This window comes from Streptomyces sp. NPDC000410, from assembly GCF_040300305.1.
GTDB lineage: Bacteria > Actinomycetota > Actinomycetes > Streptomycetales > Streptomycetaceae > Streptomyces.
The window spans coordinates 68,120-86,074 of sequence record NZ_JBEPDM010000010.1 but is presented as its reverse complement, the minus strand read 5'-3'; the positions used below and the strand labels follow the sequence as shown (position 1 = coordinate 86,074).

The window sequence follows — 17,955 nt, the reverse complement described above, 5'->3', positions numbered from 1 at the left end:
GCTCCTTTCGGAAATGGCCGCGGGCCAGGTCCCCGTTTGCAACGGTTTCCGCGACAGCCGGGGAGTGGTCCCGGGCAGGAAATCGGAGGGGGAGCTGTGAGCACCACCGGCGACGCGAACGGTGTCACCGCACCGCGCCGCGCTCCCCGGCCGCGCGCCGGCGCGGACCGGCTCGAAGAGGCCGTGGCGGGCCTCATGGAGCGCGGGCGAGCGGCGGGCCGGCTCCGGGCCGACGTCGCCGTCGGAGACCTGCTGGTCGCCCTCTCCCAGCTCACCCGGCCGCTGCCCGGTATCGGTGGCCCGGGCGTCGACCGGTTCACGCACCGGCATCTGCAGCTGTTCCTCGACGGACTCGAAGCGCCCGCGCGCTCCGCACTGCCCGGGGCGGCGACGACCTTGGAGGACCTGCGGCGCCGTACGCCGTGAGCGGCGGGCCCTCCCGTGCTTGCGTACTCCCCTGCTCGCGTACGTGCTCGCGCGTGCTCAGCGCAGCCAGGGCAGGTCCGCGCCGGTGCCGTCCGGCTGGAGGCCCTCGGCCATGATGCGGGTGATCTCGCCGAGCTGGCGCACCTGTTCGGGGCTGAGCCGGTCGAAGATCGCCTCGCGTACGGCGGAGACATGGCCGGGCGCCGCCTTCTGCAGCACCTCGTACCCCTCGTCGGTGAGGCACGCGTTCTGTCCGCGTTTGTCGGAGGGGCAGTCCTCGCGGCGCACCCAGCCGTTCTTCTCCAGCCGGGCGATCGCGTGCGAGAGCCGGGACCGGGTGATCTTGGCGTCCTTGGCCAGCTCCGTCATCCGCAGGCGGTGGCGGGGCGCCTCGGCGAGCTGGACGAGCAGGCCGTAGTAGATGTGCGGCATCCCGGCGTCGCGTTGGAGCTGACGGTCGAGACTGTCCTCGAGGAGGGTGGTGGCGTGGAGGTAGGAGCGCCATACGCGCTGCTCCTCGTCGCTGAGCCAGCGGGGATCACCCGCACTCGGTGCCGTATTCATGTATCCACTCTACGAGCCCATCCTTGAACATTGAACTAGATTGGCCTAAAGTCATCCGAGATTGGAACTTGAATGTTCAAGATCTCGTGATCCGGGAGGCTCCCGTGGACGACATGGCCGTGACGGAGCGGATGCCCGCCCTCTATCTCTCGCACGGCGCCCCGCCGCTCGCCGACGACCCGGTCTGGCCGGGCGAACTCGCCGCCTGGTCGGCGCGGCTGCCACGCCCCAAGGCGATCCTGATGGTCTCCGCCCACTGGGAGGAGGCCCCGCTCGCGCTCGGCGCCACGCGGACAGTGCCACTGGTGTACGACTTCTGGGGCTTCCCGGGGCACTACTACCGGGTCCGGTACGGCGCCCCGGGCGCGCCCGCGCTCGCCGAGTCCGTACGCAAGCTGCTGCGCGCCCCCGGCATGCCCGTGCAGGACATCCCGGACCGCGGTCTCGACCACGGTGCGTACGTCCCGCTCGTCGAGATGTTCCCGGACGCCGACGTTCCCGTACTCCAGATCTCCCTGCCGACGCTCGACCCGCGGCGGCTGATGGAGATCGGGCGCAAGCTCGCGCCGCTGCGCGACGAGGGCGTGCTGATCGTCGGCAGCGGGTTCTTCACCCACAATCTGGCGGCGCTGCGGCATCCGGGTGTGCCGGGCTGGTCGGCGGACTTCGACGCCTGGGGCGGTGAGGCGCTGGCCGCCGCCGATGTGGACGCGCTGCTGGACTTCGAGCACAAGGCGCCCGCGGGGAAACTCGCGCATCCGCGCACGGAGCACTTCGCGCCGCTGTTCGTCACGCTGGGGGCGGCCGAGTCCGCCGGGGAGCTGGGGCGGGGGCGCAGTGTCATCGACGGCTTCTGGATGGGGCTGGCGAAGCGGTCGGTCCAGTTCGGCTAGGGCGCGGTGCGGGCGCGGTCCGGGCGCGGTTCCGTTCGTCCGTTCGGCCGGGGCTCGGGGGCCGGTCCGGCCGGAACGTGATCCGAAAGGCGGGCCCTGAGCAACCAGGGTGACGCGCGCGGCGTCTTCGCAGGTGTCACAGGCTCTGAGGGCGGCCGTCCACGTCGGCGCTGACCTGCACCTCTGCGGGCGTGGACAGGGCCGTCCCGGTGTCGTGGCGGCGCAGGATACTGCAAGATCACAAAAAACTATGTACCGCGTGGGAATTCTGTCCGGTTTCCAGTCGTTGTTTCCGTCGGATGCAGGGCACCTGGAAGACCCTGAAGGGTGTCGCGACCTACTCAGCAAGGGAGCACGCATGGCAACCCGTGCCGTCGCCCGTCGTAAGTCCGCCGCCGGTGGGACCGGGGCCGATGGGGCAAGCAGTGCGCGCGTGGCGAGCGGGGAGATCGCCGACCGGGACCTGGTCGGGATGTATCTCGACGAGATCGCGCGCACGCCGCTGCTCGACGCCGCCAAGGAGGTCGAGCTCTCCCAGACCATAGAAGCGGGTGTGTACGCCCGCCAGATCCTCGACGGAGAGATAGAGAGCGACGCGGGCGGCGCCACGCGCGAGGAGCTGGAGGCGCTGGTCGCCGAGGGGGAGCGCGCCAAGGACATCTTCATCAAGTCGAACCTCCGCCTGGTGGTGGCTGTCGCGCGCCGCTATCCGCGCAGCGGACTGCCTCTGCTGGACCTGATCCAGGAGGGCAACGCCGGCCTGGTGCGCGCGGTGGAGAAGTTCGACTACGCCAAGGGCTTCAAGTTCTCGACGTACGCGACCTGGTGGATCCGCCAGGCCATCACGCGCTCCATAGCCGACCAGTCCCGCACGATCCGGCTGCCCGTCCACCTGGTGGAGGAGCTGGGCCGGATCCGTCGTGTGCAGCGCGAGTTCAACCGCGAGCACGGGCGCGAGCCGGAGCCGACCGAGGTGGCGGCGGAGCTGAGCTCGACGCCGGAGCGGGTCATCGACGTGCTCGACTGGGCGCGCGACCCGGTCTCGCTGAACATGTCGGTGGACGACAACGGCGAGACGCAGTTCGGCGATCTCCTGGAGGACACCTCCGCGGTGTCGCCGGAGCAGTCCGTCATGTCGCTGCTGCGCAGCGAGGAGCTCGACGACCTCATCGACAAGCTCGACCACCGCACCGCGTCGATCATTCGGATGCGGTACGGCATCGAGGACGGCCGCGAGCGCACGCTGACCGAGGTCGGCAAGGAGCACGGCCTGACGCGTGAGCGTATCCGCCAGATCGAGAAGCACGCGCTGCTGGAGCTGAAGCGGATGGCCCGCGACACGGGCTTCGACGAGGCGGCGTAACCGTCGGGTGCGGTCCCGGTGCGGCCGCACCCCCCGAGCGGACCCCGGCACCCTTCCCCCCCTGGTGTCGGGGTCCTTTACGCGCACGCACCCCCGACGTAGGAGCCCGGCCCGCGTAACCGACCCGCGCGCTCGGCCTGCGTAACCGACCCGCGCGCCCGGCGTGTGTGCCCGCGTGCGCGCCCGACGGACGTGCGCCCGGGTCCCTTACGCGCTCGCCGCGCGGGTCAGGCGGGCGCCCAGGTCCGTGAGGTAGTCGGTCAGCGGCTGCGGGCTGTGGACGGTGAACTCGCAGTCGACCAGGGCCAGTCGTACGGCGATCCACTCCAGCGAGTCATGCGCCAAGGTCCGCAGTCGGCAGCTGTCCGGGCCCGTCGGCTCGGGTGCGCCGAGGTAGCCCGGCAGCCGGGAGGCCACGAACTCCACCGGGGCCTCGAAGCTCACGTCCAGCGGGAGCTCCGGCAGGTTGCGGTGCGTGCGCATGCGCTGCGACAGGAACTCCGCCGCGTTCCCGCCCGTCGGCAGCTCGCGGGGTGCGAAGCGGGCGCCGGTCGGGAACGGCTCGCTGACCCGGTCGACCCGGAACGTACGCCAGTCCTCACGCCCGATGTCGTACGCCACCAGGTACCACCGCCGCCCCGTGGAGACCAGCCGGTAGGGCTCGACCTGCCGTTTCGTCTCCGTACCGTCGCCGCTGCGGTAGCCGAAGCGCAGCCGCTCCCGGCCCGTGACGGTCGCGGCGATCGCGGTGAGCGTGTGCGGATCGACGGTCGCGCCGTCGCCGCGCGTGAGCGGGATCGTCGCGTTCTGGAGGGTGGAGACCCGGTGCCGCAGCCGGGACGGCAGCACCTGCTCCAATTTGGCCAGCGCCCGTACGGACGCCTCGTCGACGCCCTCGATGGCGTGGCCGGCCCCCGCCCGCAGCCCCACCGCGATGGCGACGGCCTCCTCGTCGTCGAGGAGCAGCGGCGGCATCGCCGCGCCCGCGACCAGCCGGTACCCGCCGACCGCGCCTCTGGTCGCCTCGACCGGATACCCGAGGTCGCGCAGCCGGTCGATGTCGCGGCGGATCGTGCGGGGGCTGACCTGGAGGCGCTCGGCGAGTTCGCTGCCCGGCCACTCGCGAGGGGTCTGGAGGAGGGACAGCAGATTCAGCAGTCGTGCCGGGGTGTCTGTCATACCTCTCACAGTGCCAGCGTTCTAGGACACGAGCTGGCCTATATGGCCTCTAACTTCTTCCGCATGAGCTCCCACGACCGCGACCCCGCGGGCCCCGTAGCGGGCCCGGTGGCGGACTCCGTACCGGACCCCGTACTGGACACGCCCCCCGATCCTTCGTCCGGCGCCGACCGGCGCCGCTGGATAGCCCTGGCCATCGTGATGACGGCGGCCTTCATGGACCTGGTCGACGTGACGATCGTGAACATCGCGATCTCGTCGATCGAACGCGATCTCGGTGCGACGTTCGGTGCGATCCAGTGGATCACCGCAGGCTACGCGCTCGCGTTCGCCGCAGGCCTGATCACGGGGGGACGGCTCGGCGACATCTACGGCCGCAGGCGGCTCTTCCTGATCGGTATCACCGGTTTCACCATCGCCTCCGCGCTGTGCGGTTTCGCCGCGAACCCGGACATGCTGGTCGCCTCGCGACTGCTCCAGGGAGCGATGGCCGCGATGATGGTGCCGCAGGTCCTGGCGATCATCCACGTCACCTTCCCGGCGCACGAGCGCGGCAAGGTCTTCGGGATGTTCGGCGCGGTCGTCGGACTCGGGGCCGTAACGGGTCCGCTGCTGGGCGCGCTGCTCACCGAGTGGAATCTGTTCGGGCTGGAATGGCGCCCGATCTTCCTGATCAACCTGCCCGTCGGCATCGCGGGGGTGATCCTCGGCCGGAAGTTCATCTCCGAGTCCCGCGCCGAGAAGGCGCTCCGCCTCGACCTGGTCGGCGTCGCGCTCGTCACGCTCGGACTGCTGATGCTGATCTACCCGCTCACGCGCGGCCGTGAGCTGGACTGGCCGCTGTGGGGCCACCTCTGCATGGCGGCGAGCCCGGTCGTGTTCGCGCTGTTCGTGGTGTACGAGAGGTACAAGACGCGGCGCGACGGCTCCCCGCTCGTCGAGCTGTCGCTGTTCCGGGTCAAGAGCTTCGCCGCCGGTATCGCCGTCCAGCTGACCTTCGGTGTGGTCCTCGGCATCTTCTTCCTGGTCTGGACGCTGTACATGCAGGGCGGGCTCGGCTGGAGCCCGCTGCACGCGGGTCTGACCGGCGTGCCGTTCTCGATCGCGGTGTCGGTGGCGGCCGGGCTGTCCGTACAGAAGCTGGTGCCGCGCTTCGGGCGCAAGGTGCTCCAGGCGGGGGCGCTGACCATGGCGGCCGGGCTGCTGCTCTACCTCTGGGCGGCCGGGCGGTACGGCACGGAGATCAGCTCCTGGCAGATGGCTGCGCCCCTGGTGATCATGGGTGTCGGGATGGGGCTGATCGTGGCGCCGCTGACGGACGCGGTGCTGTCCGATGTGCCGCGCGAGCATGCCGGTTCGGCGTCCGGGCTGATCAACACCACCGGCCAGATGGGCAACGCGCTGGGGCTCGGGCTGGTCTCGGTCGTCTTCTTCGGGGCGATCGACGAGCCGCTCGCGCCGGCCGCCGTGGGGGCTGCCTACGTGGAGGCGTTCCAGAACGCGCTGTGGTGGGTGGTGGCGGTGCTGGCGGTGATCTTCCTGGTGATGTTCGCGCTGCCGGGGCGGCCGAAGCAGCACATGGAGGCCGCGGGCGTCGAGGCGGAGGAGGAGCGGGAGCCGGTGCTGGCGCACTGACGCGCTGAGCCCGTGTCCCGCGTGTCACTCGCGGAGGCCCGGCCGGGGAAGTCTTCCCGGCCGGGCCTCCGCCCTTTTGCGCCCACGTGTTCCCGCTGTTCACGCCCCTTCTAGTGTCCGATGTTCTTCCGCTGTTCTTCCGCCCTTTCGTGTGCGCTGCCCGTTTCATGCCCGCTGGTGCCCGATTCTGTTTACTTTGCGGATATTGGGGCGTAGCCTGACGGTGAAACCACAGGTTCGGGCATGAAATGGACGTAAACCCACATGTACGCACCGGAGCGCCAGCAGCAGATCCTTCGCCTCGCCCGCGAGGGCGGACGGGTCGAGGTGCTGTCCCTCGCCGACGAGTTCCAGGTCACCGCCGAGACCATCCGGCGCGACCTCAAGTCCCTGGACCGGGCCGGACTCGTACGCCGGGTGCACGGCGGGGCCATCCCGGCCGGCCGGCTCGACTTCGAACCGGACCTCGCCGAGCGGGAGTCCACCGCCGCCGACGAGAAGGACCGCATCGCGCGGGCCGCACTCGCCGAGCTGCCGGGGGAGGGCAGCGTCATCCTCGACGCGGGCTCCACGGTGGCGCGGCTGGCGGCGGCGTTCCCGCTGGACTGCTCGCTCACCGTCGTCACCCACGCGCTGCCCGCCGCCGCGCGGCTCGCCGACCACCCCGGCATCGATCTGCACCTGGTGGGCGGCCGGGTCCGGCACCGTACGCGCGCCGCCGTCGACGCGTGGGCGCTGCGGGCGTACGGGGAGATCCGCGCCGACGTCGTCTTCCTCGGCACGAACGGCTTCTCGGCGGGCGACGGTCTGACCACCCCCGATCTCGCCGAGGCCGCCGTGAAGCGGGCGCTCGTCGCGGCGGCGCGGCGGGTGGTGCTGCTGGCCGACTCGGCGAAGTACGGGCAGGAGCACTTCGCGCGGTTCGCCGGCCTCGCCGATGTCGACCTGCTCATCACCGACAGCGGGCTCAGCCCCGAGGACGCCGCGGCCATCGAGGCCGCGGGTACGGAAGTCGTACGCACATGATGCTGCTCACCGTCACCCCGAACCCCTCGCTGGACCGGACGTACGAGATCCCGGACCTGGAGCGCGGTGAAGTGCTCCGGGCCACCGGCGAACGCATGGACCCCGGCGGCAAGGGCGTCAACGTCTCCCGGGCGGTCGCGGCGGCCGGGCACCGCACGGTCGCGGTGATGCCGCTCGGCGGCGCGCCGGGCACGCTGGTCGCCGAGCTGCTGGCGGGGGAGGGGATCGAGGTGGCGCCGGTCCCGGTCGCGGGCGCGACCCGGTCGAACATCGCGCTGGCGGAGCCGGACGGCACCCTGACGAAGATCAACGCGCCCGGCCCCCTGCTGTCCCCTTCGGAGTCCCGGTCCCTGCTCGCGGCCGTCTCCGCCCATGCGCCCTCCGCGTCCTGGATCGCGTGCTGCGGCAGCCTGCCGAGGGGCCTCGCGCCCTCCTGGTACGCGGAGCTGGTGACCCGGGCGCACGCGTCGGGCGCCCGGATCGCCCTCGACACCTCCGGCCCGGCGCTCCTCGCGGCGCTCGCGGGCCACCCGGACGTCGTCAAGCCGAACACGGACGAACTGGCCGGGGCGGTGGGGCGGCCGCTCGCGACGGTCGGCGACGCGGCGAAGGCGGCGGAGGAGCTGCGGGCACTCGGGGCGGGGGCGGTGCTGGCGAGCCTGGGGGCGGACGGCCAGCTGCTGGTGTCCGCCGCGGGGGTGTGGTTCGCGAGCGCCCCCGTCCCCGTCGTCCGCAGCAACGTCGGCGCGGGGGACGCCTCCCTGGCCGGCTTCCTGGCGGCGGGCGGCGAGGGGCCGGACGCCCTGGCCGCCGCGGTGGCCCATGGCGCGGCCGCCGTCCAACTTCCGGGCAGCGTGATGCCCACGCCGTCCGACCTCGATCCCGCCGCGGTCCTGGTGACCGCGGACGTCCCCCTGGACCGCGCACTGATGGAGCAAGGGAGCCCGCGATGAGCGAGATGATCACCGCGGACCTGGTCGACCTCGACCTGGCCGCACCGACGAAGGAAGAGGCGGCCCGCTCGCTGGCCGAGCGCATGCTCGCCCTCGGCCGTGTCACCGACCTCGACGGCTTCCTCGCCGACGTCGCCGCCCGCGAGGCCCAGATGCCGACCGGCCTCGACGGCGGCATCGGCATCCCGCACTGCCGTAGCGCGCACGTGGCGGAACCGACCCTGGCCTTCGGCCGCGCCCCCTCCGGCATCGACTTCGGCGCCCCGGACGGCCCGGCCGACCTGATCTTCCTGATAGCCGCCCCCGCGGGCGCCGACGACGCCCACCTCACCATCCTCTCCGCCCTGGCCCGCCGCCTCATGAACGACGACTTCACGGCGGCCTTGCGGGCGACCACCTCCCACGGCGCCGCCGCGTCCCTGATCCGCGGCGACATCGAACCGGACGAGGCGCTCGCGCCGCAGCCCCCGAGTGCTCCGGCCGAGGGCGTCGTCGCTGATGCGGCGGGTATGGCTCCGGCCGAGGGCGTCGCGGCCGCCGACGCGGCGGGGGCCGAAAGCCCGCGCCCCGGCCCCTTCCGTATCGTCGCCGTCACCTCCTGCCCCACCGGTATCGCCCACACCTACATGGCCGCCGAGTCCCTGGAGCGCGCCGCCGGCGCCGCGGGCGTGGAGGTCGCCGTCGAGGCGCAGGGGTCCGCCGGGTTCACCCGGCTCGACCCGGCCGTCGTCGAGGCGGCGGACGGCGTGATCTTCGCGCACGACGTGCCGGTACGGGAGAAGGAGCGGTTCGCCGGGAAGCCCACCGTCGATGTCGGCGTCAAGGCCGGAATCAACCGAGCCGCCGAACTCATCGCCGAGGTCCAGGACAAGGCCGCCCGCGGTGAAGCGGCGGACGGTGAAGCGGCGCGCGGTGAAGTGACCGCCGCCGTACGGCCCACGCCCGTCGAGGGCGCCGGGGAGCCCGGAGAGGGCTACGGCACCAAACTCCGCAAGTGGCTGATGTCCGGCGTCAGTTACATGATCCCGTTCGTCGCCGCCGGCGGTCTCCTCATCGCCCTCGGCTTCGCCATCGGCGGCTACGAGATCGCCGACGCCAAGTCCGTCGCCGAGGTCTTCGCCTGGGGCGACCACAGCAGCTGGGCCGCGCTCCTCTTCCAGATCGGCGGGCTCGCGTTCAGCTTCCTGATCCCCGTACTCGCCGGGTACATCGCGTACGGAATGGCCGACCGCCCAGGCCTCGTACCGGGCTTCGTCGGCGGCGCGATCGCGATCACCATCAAGGCGGGCTTCCTCGGCGGCCTGGTCGCCGGCCTCATCGCGGGCGCCGTGGTCCTGGGAATCCAGAAGGTCAAAGTGCCCGCCGTGCTGCGCGGCATCATGCCCGTCGTGGTGATCCCGCTGATCTCCTCCATCATCGTCGGCTTCCTGATGTTCCTGGTGATCGGGAAACCGCTCGCCACGCTCCAGCGGGCCCTCACCGACTGGCTCGGCGGCCTCAGCGGCGCCAACGCGATCATCCTCGGCGTCATCCTCGGCCTGATGATGTGTTTCGACCTGGGCGGTCCGCTCAACAAGGTCGCGTACACCTTCGCGGTCGGCGGTCTCGCTGCCGCCACCGAAGGCTCCTTCAAGGTCATGGCGGCCGTGATGGCCGCGGGCATGGTGCCGCCGCTGGCGATGGCCCTGGCGACCACCGTGCGGGGGAAGTTGTTCACCAAGGCCGAGCGGGAGAACGGCAAGGCCGCCTGGGTGCTGGGCGCTTCGTTCATCACCGAGGGCGCGATCCCGTTCGCCGCGGCCGATCCGCTGCGGGTCATTCCGTCGGTGATGGTGGGCGGCGCGGTCACCGGAGGCCTCTCGATGGCCTTCGCATGCACGCTGCGCGCACCGCACGGCGGCATCTTCGTGGTCCCGCTGATCGGCAACCCGTTCCTCTACCTGGTCGCGATCCTCGCCGGTACCGCGGTCAGCGCCGCTCTGGTCATCCTGCTCAAGGGCATGCGCAGGACCCCGCCGGCCGCCCCGGAGACCCCGGCGGCGGCCGGCAAGCCCGAGGTGGCGGCGGCCGTCTGAAAGCCGGGCAGCCCGGCCGACGCGTCGATAGAGTGCGCGAATGGCGGACAGCTGGTGCGCGACAGACCCCGGAATCATGCGGCTCCCCTCAGGCGTCCTGGTGCGCGGACGGGGGCTGCGGTACCCCCTTCCCTCCGGACCGACGCCCTCGTTCGCGGTCCATCTGCTGGGCAAGCAGCCACCGCCGACCGAGTGGGACGCCCGATGGCTGCCCTGGCCTGACTTCCGGCTTCCCAAGGACCGCTCGCAGGCCCTCGACGTACTCAGGGAGGCCCTGGCCCGGGCGGCGAGCGAACGCGTGGAGGTCGCCTGCGGCGGTGGCCGCGGACGGACCGGGACGGCTCTGGCATGCATGGCCGTCCTGGACGGTGTCCCGGCGGACCGGGCCGTGGCCTTCGTCCGCAGGCACTACCACCCCCGGGCCGTGGAGACTCCGTGGCAGCGGCGCTTCGTCCAGAGGTTCGCTCAGCCCTGACCGGCGCGCGGCGGCTCGCTCACCTGTCGGAATATCCCCCGGGGCAAGGGGGTTGGAAGCGAGGAACTCACCGATCCCCCGGTGGGCGGTCGGCGTCATGGCCCCTCGTGCCCGTGCTCGGGGGCCGAGACCGGAGCAGACATGACCACCGACACGACCCGTGACACGGACCGTTCGTTCCTCTTCGTCCTCGGCAGCGCCCGCCCCGACGGCAACACCGAGATCCTGGCCCGTGCCGCCGCCGAGCAGCTGCCCGCCGGTGTCCCGCAGCGTTGGGTGGACCTGGCCCGGCTGCCGTTGCCCGACTTCCAGGACGGGCGGCACGAGACCGGCACCTGGCCGGTCGGGGAGAGCGAGGAGACTCTGCGGCAGGCCACTCTGGAGGCCACCGACATCGTCATCGCCTCGCCCCTGTACTGGTACACCCTCTCCGCGCACACCAAGCGCTACCTCGACTACTGGTCGGGCTGGCTGGGGGTGCCCGGCCTGGACTTCAAGGAGCGGATGGCGGGCCGGACCCTGTGGGGGGTGACGGTCATGTCGGACCACGACGAGGCCGTCGCCGACGGACTGGTGACCACCCTCAACCACACGGCGGCGTACTTGCGGATGGGATTCGGCGGGGTGCTGTTCGGCAATGGATCCCGGCCCGGGCAGGTGCGCGACGACGAGCGGGCGACGCTACGTGCCAAGACGTTCTTCCAGCGCGAGGCCCCGCTCGCCCGGTTCCCCTACGAGGAGGGCGCGGCCGGGGAGCTGTAGCCGTCGGCACCCCCCGGGGATTCAGCGGACCCGCGCGCGGAGCTGCATCGCCTCGCGCGCGGAACGCTCGTCCACGTACACCTCGCACATGTGGCGGCCGTCGGGTGTCGCCGTGTGCTCGACCTCCCACAGGCTCAGTTCCGTGCCGTCGAGCAGCAGGAACGCGTGCTCGTAGAGGGTGAAGCCCGCGTCCCTCCCGTCGACCAGGCACTGGCGGCCGAAGGCCTGGCCGATGTGATGGGCGAATGACGACCGCAGCCGGCGTGCCGTGTCCTCGCCGGGCCGGTCGGCGTTCTCGGCGCGGCGGAGCACGCGGCGGGCGTGGTCGGGCGAGTCGTCGGGGACGTACGTACGCGGTGGGACGGCCGGGGGCGTGGCCAGCAGTCTGCCGAGCAGCTCCAGGTCGGTGTCCAGGTCGTCGTCGAGGCAGGGCCCGAGACCGGTGCCCGCGCGCTCCGCCGGGGTCACCGGCAGCCGGGAGGCCGCGAGCCGGGCCTCCGCCTCCTCCGCGTACAGCTCGTGCTGGTCGGCGCCGTCCCGTCCCGTGTTGTGCACGATCTCCCAGAGGGTGATGGAGGAGCCGTCCGGCAGGAGATACGTATGCCGGTACGTCGCGCGGTGCAGGGCCGCGCTGTGGTGCGAGGAATGCAGCGAACTGGCATGCGCCAGGGCGGATTCGAGCCGCTCGACCGTGGTGTCGGGGAGGTCGAAGGAGTTGAGTGCCCGACCCATGAGCCGCTCGAGGTGCGTCTCGGTTGTCTCGTACGGATCGCTCAAAGTGGATCTCCAGGCCGTTGCCGCTAGTCACGTGGTGACTGCTTAACGTAGTCCCTGGGTCGGACATCGCGTCCAGGGTTCGGGAAAACGAACGGCGCATCGGGCAGGTTCCCGGGACGCAGCCCAACTTCCTTGTCCCGTCGGCCAGTCCGTACGTCGGCCGAGCGGTCAGTCCGTACGTCGGCCAGGCGGTCGGTCCGTACCTCCTCGGCCCGTCGGTCACCCCGTGCGGCTGATCGCGGCGGCCTCGGGCCGGGGCCGGCCGCGATGTGCCAGGGTCTCGCCCACCGCCACCGTCGCCGCCGCCACCAGCCCCGCCGCGAGCACCGCCCACTCGCCCGCGAACGTGCAGGCCAGGACCGCCAGTGCCGAGACGGGCAGCGTCAGCTGCTGCGCCACGCCCCGCTTGAAGTGGCGCGCGTGCAGAAGCCATACGGTCAGCAGGAACGCCGCCGCGGGGATGGTGACCGCGGCCGCCGCCACGGTCGTGGAGACATGGGACTTGTGGACGGCCGTCTCGACCGACACCTCCAGGCCGGCGCCGATCGCCGCGGCGGAGGCGAAGATGACGTAGTGGCCGTAACCCCACAGGAACGCCTCCCTGTTGGAGGCGAGGCGGGCGTGCGCGGGCACGGCGAAGTAGATCCACCAGGCCGCGAACACGATCAGCAGCCCGCCCACCGCGATCGGAGCCAGCCGCCCCAGCTCGTCGTTCTCGTCGAGCGCCGAACGCATCGCCACCGTCGAGGCCAGGATCGTCTCGCCGAGCACGATGATGGTGAACAGGCCGTAGCGCTCGGCGATGTGGTGGGCGTGCCAGCTGGTGGCCATCGAACGCTCCGCGATCACCGGCACGGCGAGCTCGGCGACCGCCATCACCAGGAACACCCAGGGCCGCGTGCCCTCCGGCGCGATCAGCAGTGCCACCCAGCCCACCTGGCAGAGGGTGATCCCGACCGCGTACCGCAGCGCCGTCCTCCGCTCCGCGCCGCGCGTCGAGGCCGCCGCCCTCAGCCACTGCCCGACGAGCGCCAGCCGCATCACCAGGTAGCCGATATAGACCACCAGGAAGTCCTGCTGGAGGAAGGCCCGGGACACCCCGGCGGCCAGGATCAGCACGCCCGCGATCTGGACGAGCGTCACCAGACGGTAGGGCACGTCGTCGGTGTCGTACGCGGAGGCGAACCAGGTGAAGTTCATCCAGGCCCACCAGATGGCGAAGAACACCATCGCGTAGCTGGCGACGCCCTCGGCGGCATGGTTCTCGGCGATGGCGTGGACCAGCTGCATCCCGGCCTGGGCCACGGCGACGACGAAACAGAGATCGAAGAACAGTTCCAACGGGGTCGCGGCGCGGTGCGCCTCGTCGCGGTGGCGCGCTCTCATCGGGCGCAGGACTCCTGAGCCCGAACCCGAGCCCGAGTTCGAGGCGGCCGGGGCGGATGCGGAGGGGGAGGTCATGCCACCAGCACAGCAGAGAGGACGGGCGAGGGCCGCGAGGCTCGCGCCGGTCCGAGAGTGGTCCCCGTGGTCCCCGCCGGACCCCTCGCCTTACGCTGGAGGCATGAGCACCGCCCCCACCCCCGGCCCGCGCGATACGAAGGAGCCCCGGCAGCAGCCCCTTCCGGCCACGCCGGCGCTGATCTTCGAAGATCCGCTGGACCAGCAGTCCTCGGACGATACGGACCGCGGGTGGGGCGAGCGGCCTGCGGCGAGCGGTGACAGCGCCGCCGACCTCGCGCGCTTCCTCGACGAGAAGCCCCCGCACCACCTCTGAACCCACCGGGCTCAGCACAGCGTCACCGCCAGACGGGACGTCGTGCCCGCGCCGGCCAGCGCCGCCGCGACGGGGCGCGGGACCGACAGGACGATCAGCGCTCCGCCACCCGCCTCCGGGAACGTCTCGCGGGCGCGGGGAACTTCGGCCACTCGGGCGCCGGTCGCCACGACGCGCGCGTCGGAGGCCGCGCCCGTAGGGGAATCGGCGGCCGCGATCACGTCCACCCGGTCACCGGGCCTCAGCAGCCGGACCGTCTCCGCGTCCGCGATACGCACCGGAGCGGACACCATCTCGACGGGCTTCGGCCGGTGCTGCCGCACCGCGACCGGTTCACCGTGCGGGGCGGGCGCCGCCCCGACGGGCGCACGCGCCCCCCACGCGGCCAGCGCCGCGGCGGTCACCGCCAGCCCGGCCGCCAGAGCCCGCCGCCTGCGCCGCATCGCCCGCCGCAGTCGAAATCGCCCCCACCCGCCCCGTACGCGCAGCGGCGCGAACGCCGGCACCCCGCACGGCTCCGGCGCCGCCACCGCAGGCAGGGGCATCGCCCCGGGACCGCCCGGACCCCCGGGAGCGACCGGGGCCCGCGAAGGGCCTCGCCCAGAAGGGCCGTGCCCATGGGAAGAAAGCGAGGAATGCAGCGACATCGTCATGACCGCCTGTCGTGAGTCCCGTGAGGAGTGGTGTGCCGACGCACCTCACGATCCACGCTCCGCCGCCGCCCCGCCGGGCCCTGTGGATGAGGGCCCGGCTGTGGACAACTCACTCACCCCGCAGGGTGATCTCAGCCTTGATCAGGCCCGGGGCCGGGCCCGAGGCCGGGCCGGGGCAGGCCAGGCCGGGTCAGGCCCAGGTCAGGCCGCGAGGCCAGGCCTGAGGTCCATACCGAGATCAGGGCTGAGATGCAGCCCGAGGCCCAAGTCTGAGACCGAAGCCGAGGCCCAAGTCTGAGACCGAAGCCGAGGGCCAGGCCCGAGATCAGGGCAGCTCGATTCCCGTGTCGAGTCCGTTCAGCGCGCTCCCGCACAGACACGTCCGCTCCTCGTTCGTCGGCAGCCCGGCCACCGCGTCGAAGAGCACCCCCCGAAGCCGGTCGACATTGGCGGCGAAGACCTTCAGCACCTCTTCGTGGGAGACGCCCTCGCCCGCCTCGGCCCCCGCGTCGAGGTCGGTCACCAGGGCCATCGACGCGTAGCAGAGCTCCAGCTCGCGGGCGAGTGCCGCCTCGGGGTGCCCGGTCATGCCGACCACGGACCAGCCCATCGCCGCGTGGAAGCGCGACTCCGCCCGGGTGCCGAACCTCGGGCCCTCGACCACCACCAGCGTTCCGCCGTCGACCGGCTCCCAGTCCCGCCCCCGGGCCGCAGCGAGCGCGGCGGACCGCCCCGACGGGCAGTACGGGTCGGCCAGCGACACGTGGACGACCTTCGGCACCGCGCCTCCCCCGGAGACTCCGTCCTTGGAGGTATCCCCAGGCAGCGGCTCGCCGTCGAAGTACGTATCGGTGCGGGACTTCGTACGGTCCACCAGCTGGTCGGGGACGAGCAGTGTGCCCGGCCCGTACTCCGGTCGCAGACCGCCCACCGCGCACGGCGCCAGCACCTGCCGCACGCCGACGGACCGCAGGGCCCACAGATTGGCGCGGTAGTTGATGCGGTGCGGCGGAAGGTGGTGGCTGCGTCCGTGCCGGGGGAGGAACGCGACCCGGCGGCCGGCGATCTCGCCGAAGAACAGGGAATCGCTGGGGCTGCCGTACGGGGTCGGCACCTCGACCTCGGTCACGTTCTCCAGGAACGAGTAGAAACCCGAGCCGCCGATCACACCGATGTCCGCGCGGTGTCCGGTCGCCTGCTGTGCGCTCTCTGCGTTGGCCATGGCCGTCACCCTAACCGCGCCCGCACACGCCAAGGGCCCCACTGTTCGATTCGTTCGATGACAGTGGGGCCCCGGGTGAAGATCTACGCGGCGGACGAACCGCTGCTGGAAGTGCTGGAGGTGCTCGACGAGCTGGTGGAGCTCGACGCCGCGGGCTTCGCGTCCGACGAGGACGACGATGCCGAAGACGACGACTTCGTCGTGGCAGGCGAGCTGCTCGACGACGAACCGCGGCTGTCGTTGCGGTAGAAGCCGGAGCCCTTGAAGACGATGCCGACCGCCGAGAACACCTTCTTGAGGCGTCCCTGGCAGCTCGGGCACTCGGTCAGGGCGTCATCGGTGAACTTCTGGACCGCCTCGAGGCCTTCGCCGCACTCGGTGCACTGGTACTGGTAGGTCGGCACTAGTCTTCCTCCTGGCACTCTCACTCGATGAGTGCTAACGAACGTCCATAGTGACGTATTCCGTGGGATCAGTCCACCGTCACGGGCACTCGGTGACCGATACCACGTGCGACCGTCCGGGTCCGCGCCCGCGGCGCGAGCCACGACCGCAGCGCCACCAGGGTGGCCAGGGCGAGTGCGGTACCGACCAGCGGAACCAGGAATCCGGCGCTCGCGCCGTGCGCGTCCGCCAGCCGTCCGGCCACGGTCACCGCGCCCGCCTGGCCGAGCGCCACGGCGCCCGTCAGCCAGGTGAAGGCCTCGGTGCGGGCCGACGCCGGCACCAGGGACTCGACCAGCGTGAAGCCGGTGATCAGCGCGGGCGCCATGCACACGCCGACGACCAGGCCCAGCACGCCGAGCAGTACCGCGGAGTGCGCGGTCCACAGCAGCGACGCGGCGATCGTCAGACCGGCGTAGCCGAGGACCAGCCGGCGACGCGGGCTCGTCTTCCAGGCGATGGCGCCGACCGCGATGCCCGCCAGCATGTTGCCCGCGGCGAAGAGCCCGTACAGCAGGCCGCTCATGCCCGGCTGGCCGATCTCCTGGGTGAACGCCGTCAGCGAGACCTGCATGCCGCCGAAGACCGAGCCGATGCCCAGGAAGGCCACGGCCAGGATCCGTACGCCCGGCACGGACAGCGCGGAGGTCCGCTCCGCGTGCGCCAGGGGGCTGTCGGGGCGGCCGTAGGCGGGCTGGGTGCGGCGCTGGGCCGCGAAGAGCAGACCGCCGGCCAGCATCAGCGTGGCCTCGGCGATCAGACCGGCGGCCGGGTGGACGCCGGTGCACAGGGCGGTGGCCAGGACCGGCCCCACCACGAAGGTGAACTCGTCCGTCACGGACTCGAACGCCGCCGCCGTCGGCAGCAGCGGGGAGCCCTGGAGCTTGGCCGCCCAGCGGGCCCGCACCATCGGGCCGACCTGCGGGACGGAGGCGCCGGTCGGCACGGCGGCCGCGAACAGCGCCCACAGGGGAGCGCCGGCGAGCGCGAGGGCCGTCAGCGCGGCGACCGAGACCGTGTGCGCCAGCACGCCGGGCACGAGCACCGCGCGCTGGCCGAAGCGGTCGGCGAGCTTGCCGCTCTGCGGCGCGAACAGAGCCATGGAGACGCCGGTCACGGCGGCGACGGCGCCGGCGCTGCCGTACGAACCGGTGGTGTGCTGGACCAGCAGCACGATGCCGATGGTGAGCATCGCGAAGGGCTGCCGGGCCGCGAATCCGGGAAGCAGGAATGTCCAGGCTCCGGGGGTACGGAGCAGCTGCCCGTAACCAGGACGCTTGTCGGACGTGTCAGAAGCGACCGTGGACACCACGGTCCTTGCCTTTCTGCCGCCTGGTGGCGCTCCCCTGGGTGTCGGGAGCCGCCGAGAGCTGTCCTCTTGCGCGGAACTGCGGTAGATACCGGGGCCCGCTGAGGGGGACCGCTCGGCCGCCATACGGTCGCGCCAGCTCTGCATCAGACAGAGTTGGTCGATCGGTGTGTGCCTTCAGGGTACAGGAGCAATACGTATCCTGCCTGTGAATTAGCCGACCGACCGCGATTCATGCCTACGATTAACCGGATGTTCATGCAGGTGCACAGATGAGCGCCCAACCAAAGGCGCGGTGAACCGAAGGCGGCGCGCGCCGCGCCCGGCGAGACGCCCGGCCGAGCGCCCGAAGGGGCCCGGCGAGGCACCCGGCCGAACCCCTGAACCCCCGAACCCCCGAGTGCCCGAGAGCCTGAATCCCC

At 72.0% G+C, this 17,955-nt stretch carries 17 protein-coding genes and 1 pseudogene; 10 read left to right on the top strand and 8 right to left on the bottom strand.

The window, feature by feature from the left end:
* Positions 1-162: 162 nt before the first annotated feature.
* Positions 163-426: pseudogene (locus ABT342_RS14535) on the top strand (SbtR family transcriptional regulator); the annotation flags it as partial.
* Between the two features lie 57 nt (positions 427-483).
* On the opposite strand, the gene ABT342_RS14530 reads toward ABT342_RS14535, so the two are convergent.
* Positions 484-990, bottom strand: coding sequence for a MarR family winged helix-turn-helix transcriptional regulator (locus ABT342_RS14530; protein ID WP_351572244.1), 507 nt, complete (start codon positions 988-990; stop codon positions 484-486).
* 113 nt (positions 991-1,103) lie between these two features.
* Between ABT342_RS14530 and ABT342_RS14525 the strand changes: the two genes are divergently transcribed.
* Both ABT342_RS14525 and ABT342_RS14520 read left to right on the top strand, forming a co-directional pair.
* Positions 1,104-1,883: a dioxygenase family protein gene (locus ABT342_RS14525; protein WP_351572459.1), complete on the top strand. Its 780-nt coding sequence runs from the start codon at positions 1,104-1,106 to the stop codon at positions 1,881-1,883.
* A gap of 358 nt (positions 1,884-2,241) precedes the next feature.
* Positions 2,242-3,246 (top strand): sigma-70 family RNA polymerase sigma factor, encoded by a 1,005-nt coding sequence (locus tag ABT342_RS14520; protein WP_351572241.1) that lies wholly within the window; start codon positions 2,242-2,244, stop codon positions 3,244-3,246.
* A 207-nt stretch (positions 3,247-3,453) separates the two neighbouring features.
* On the opposite strand, the gene ABT342_RS14515 is transcribed toward ABT342_RS14520, so the two are convergent.
* The gene (locus ABT342_RS14515; protein WP_351572238.1) at positions 3,454-4,425 is read right to left on the bottom strand and encodes a helix-turn-helix transcriptional regulator; all 972 of its coding nucleotides are present in this window, start codon (positions 4,423-4,425) and stop codon (positions 3,454-3,456) included.
* A gap of 201 nt (positions 4,426-4,626) precedes the next feature.
* On the opposite strand from ABT342_RS14515, the gene ABT342_RS14510 reads away from it, so the two are divergent.
* The 6 genes from ABT342_RS14510 to ABT342_RS14485 all read left to right on the top strand — a co-directional run bounded on the left by ABT342_RS14510 (position 4,627) and on the right by ABT342_RS14485 (position 11,351).
* Positions 4,627-6,060 carry an MFS transporter gene (locus ABT342_RS14510; protein WP_351572456.1) on the top strand — a complete coding sequence of 478 codons (1,434 nt, stop codon included), beginning with the start codon at positions 4,627-4,629 and terminating at the stop codon, positions 6,058-6,060.
* A gap of 264 nt (positions 6,061-6,324) precedes the next feature.
* Positions 6,325-7,086, top strand: coding sequence for a DeoR/GlpR family DNA-binding transcription regulator (locus ABT342_RS14505; RefSeq protein ID WP_351572235.1), 762 nt, complete (start codon positions 6,325-6,327; stop codon positions 7,084-7,086).
* The gene (pfkB, locus tag ABT342_RS14500) at positions 7,086-8,039 is read left to right on the top strand and encodes a 1-phosphofructokinase (RefSeq protein ID WP_351572453.1); all 954 of its coding nucleotides are present in this window, start codon (positions 7,086-7,088) and stop codon (positions 8,037-8,039) included. Before ABT342_RS14505 ends, pfkB begins: the two co-directional genes overlap by 1 nt.
* Positions 8,036-10,114 carry a PTS fructose transporter subunit IIABC gene (locus tag ABT342_RS14495; RefSeq protein WP_351572232.1) on the top strand — a complete coding sequence of 693 codons (2,079 nt, stop codon included), beginning with the start codon at positions 8,036-8,038 and terminating at the stop codon, positions 10,112-10,114. The genes pfkB and ABT342_RS14495 overlap by 4 nt, the downstream gene beginning before the upstream one ends.
* Positions 10,115-10,154: 40 nt before the next feature.
* A complete protein-coding gene (locus tag ABT342_RS14490) occupies positions 10,155-10,589 on the top strand; it encodes a protein-tyrosine phosphatase family protein (RefSeq protein ID WP_351572229.1) in 435 nt (144 codons plus the stop codon).
* Positions 10,590-10,730: 141 nt separating this feature from the next.
* Entirely contained in the window at positions 10,731-11,351 is a 621-nt protein-coding gene (locus ABT342_RS14485; RefSeq protein ID WP_351572226.1) for a flavodoxin family protein, read from the top strand.
* Positions 11,352-11,372: 21 nt separating this feature from the next.
* On the opposite strand, the gene ABT342_RS14480 is transcribed toward ABT342_RS14485, so the two are convergent.
* Positions 11,373-12,128 (bottom strand): DUF6227 family protein, encoded by a 756-nt coding sequence (locus ABT342_RS14480; RefSeq protein ID WP_351572223.1) that lies wholly within the window; start codon positions 12,126-12,128, stop codon positions 11,373-11,375.
* 219 nt (positions 12,129-12,347) lie between these two features.
* Entirely contained in the window at positions 12,348-13,589 is a 1,242-nt protein-coding gene (locus ABT342_RS14475) for a low temperature requirement protein A (protein WP_351572220.1), read from the bottom strand.
* Between the two features lie 103 nt (positions 13,590-13,692).
* On the opposite strand from ABT342_RS14475, the gene ABT342_RS14470 reads away from it, so the two are divergent.
* Positions 13,693-13,905, top strand: coding sequence for a hypothetical protein (locus ABT342_RS14470; protein ID WP_351572217.1), 213 nt, complete (start codon positions 13,693-13,695; stop codon positions 13,903-13,905).
* Between the two features lie 11 nt (positions 13,906-13,916).
* Here ABT342_RS14470 and ABT342_RS14465 read toward each other — a convergent pair whose 3' ends face one another.
* The 4 genes from ABT342_RS14465 to ABT342_RS14450 all read right to left on the bottom strand — a co-directional run bounded on the left by ABT342_RS14465 (position 13,917) and on the right by ABT342_RS14450 (position 17,536).
* Positions 13,917-14,450 carry a hypothetical protein gene (locus ABT342_RS14465; RefSeq protein ID WP_351572214.1) on the bottom strand — a complete coding sequence of 178 codons (534 nt, stop codon included), beginning with the start codon at positions 14,448-14,450 and terminating at the stop codon, positions 13,917-13,919.
* A 433-nt stretch (positions 14,451-14,883) separates the two neighbouring features.
* Positions 14,884-15,780 (bottom strand): S-methyl-5'-thioadenosine phosphorylase, encoded by an 897-nt coding sequence (locus tag ABT342_RS14460; RefSeq protein WP_351572211.1) that lies wholly within the window; start codon positions 15,778-15,780, stop codon positions 14,884-14,886.
* Positions 15,781-15,863: 83 nt separating this feature from the next.
* Positions 15,864-16,184 carry an FmdB family zinc ribbon protein gene (locus ABT342_RS14455; protein ID WP_351572208.1) on the bottom strand — a complete coding sequence of 107 codons (321 nt, stop codon included), beginning with the start codon at positions 16,182-16,184 and terminating at the stop codon, positions 15,864-15,866.
* Positions 16,185-16,252: 68 nt separating this feature from the next.
* Positions 16,253-17,536, bottom strand: coding sequence for an MFS transporter (locus tag ABT342_RS14450; RefSeq protein ID WP_351572205.1), 1,284 nt, complete (start codon positions 17,534-17,536; stop codon positions 16,253-16,255).
* Positions 17,537-17,955: the final 419 nt, after the last annotated feature.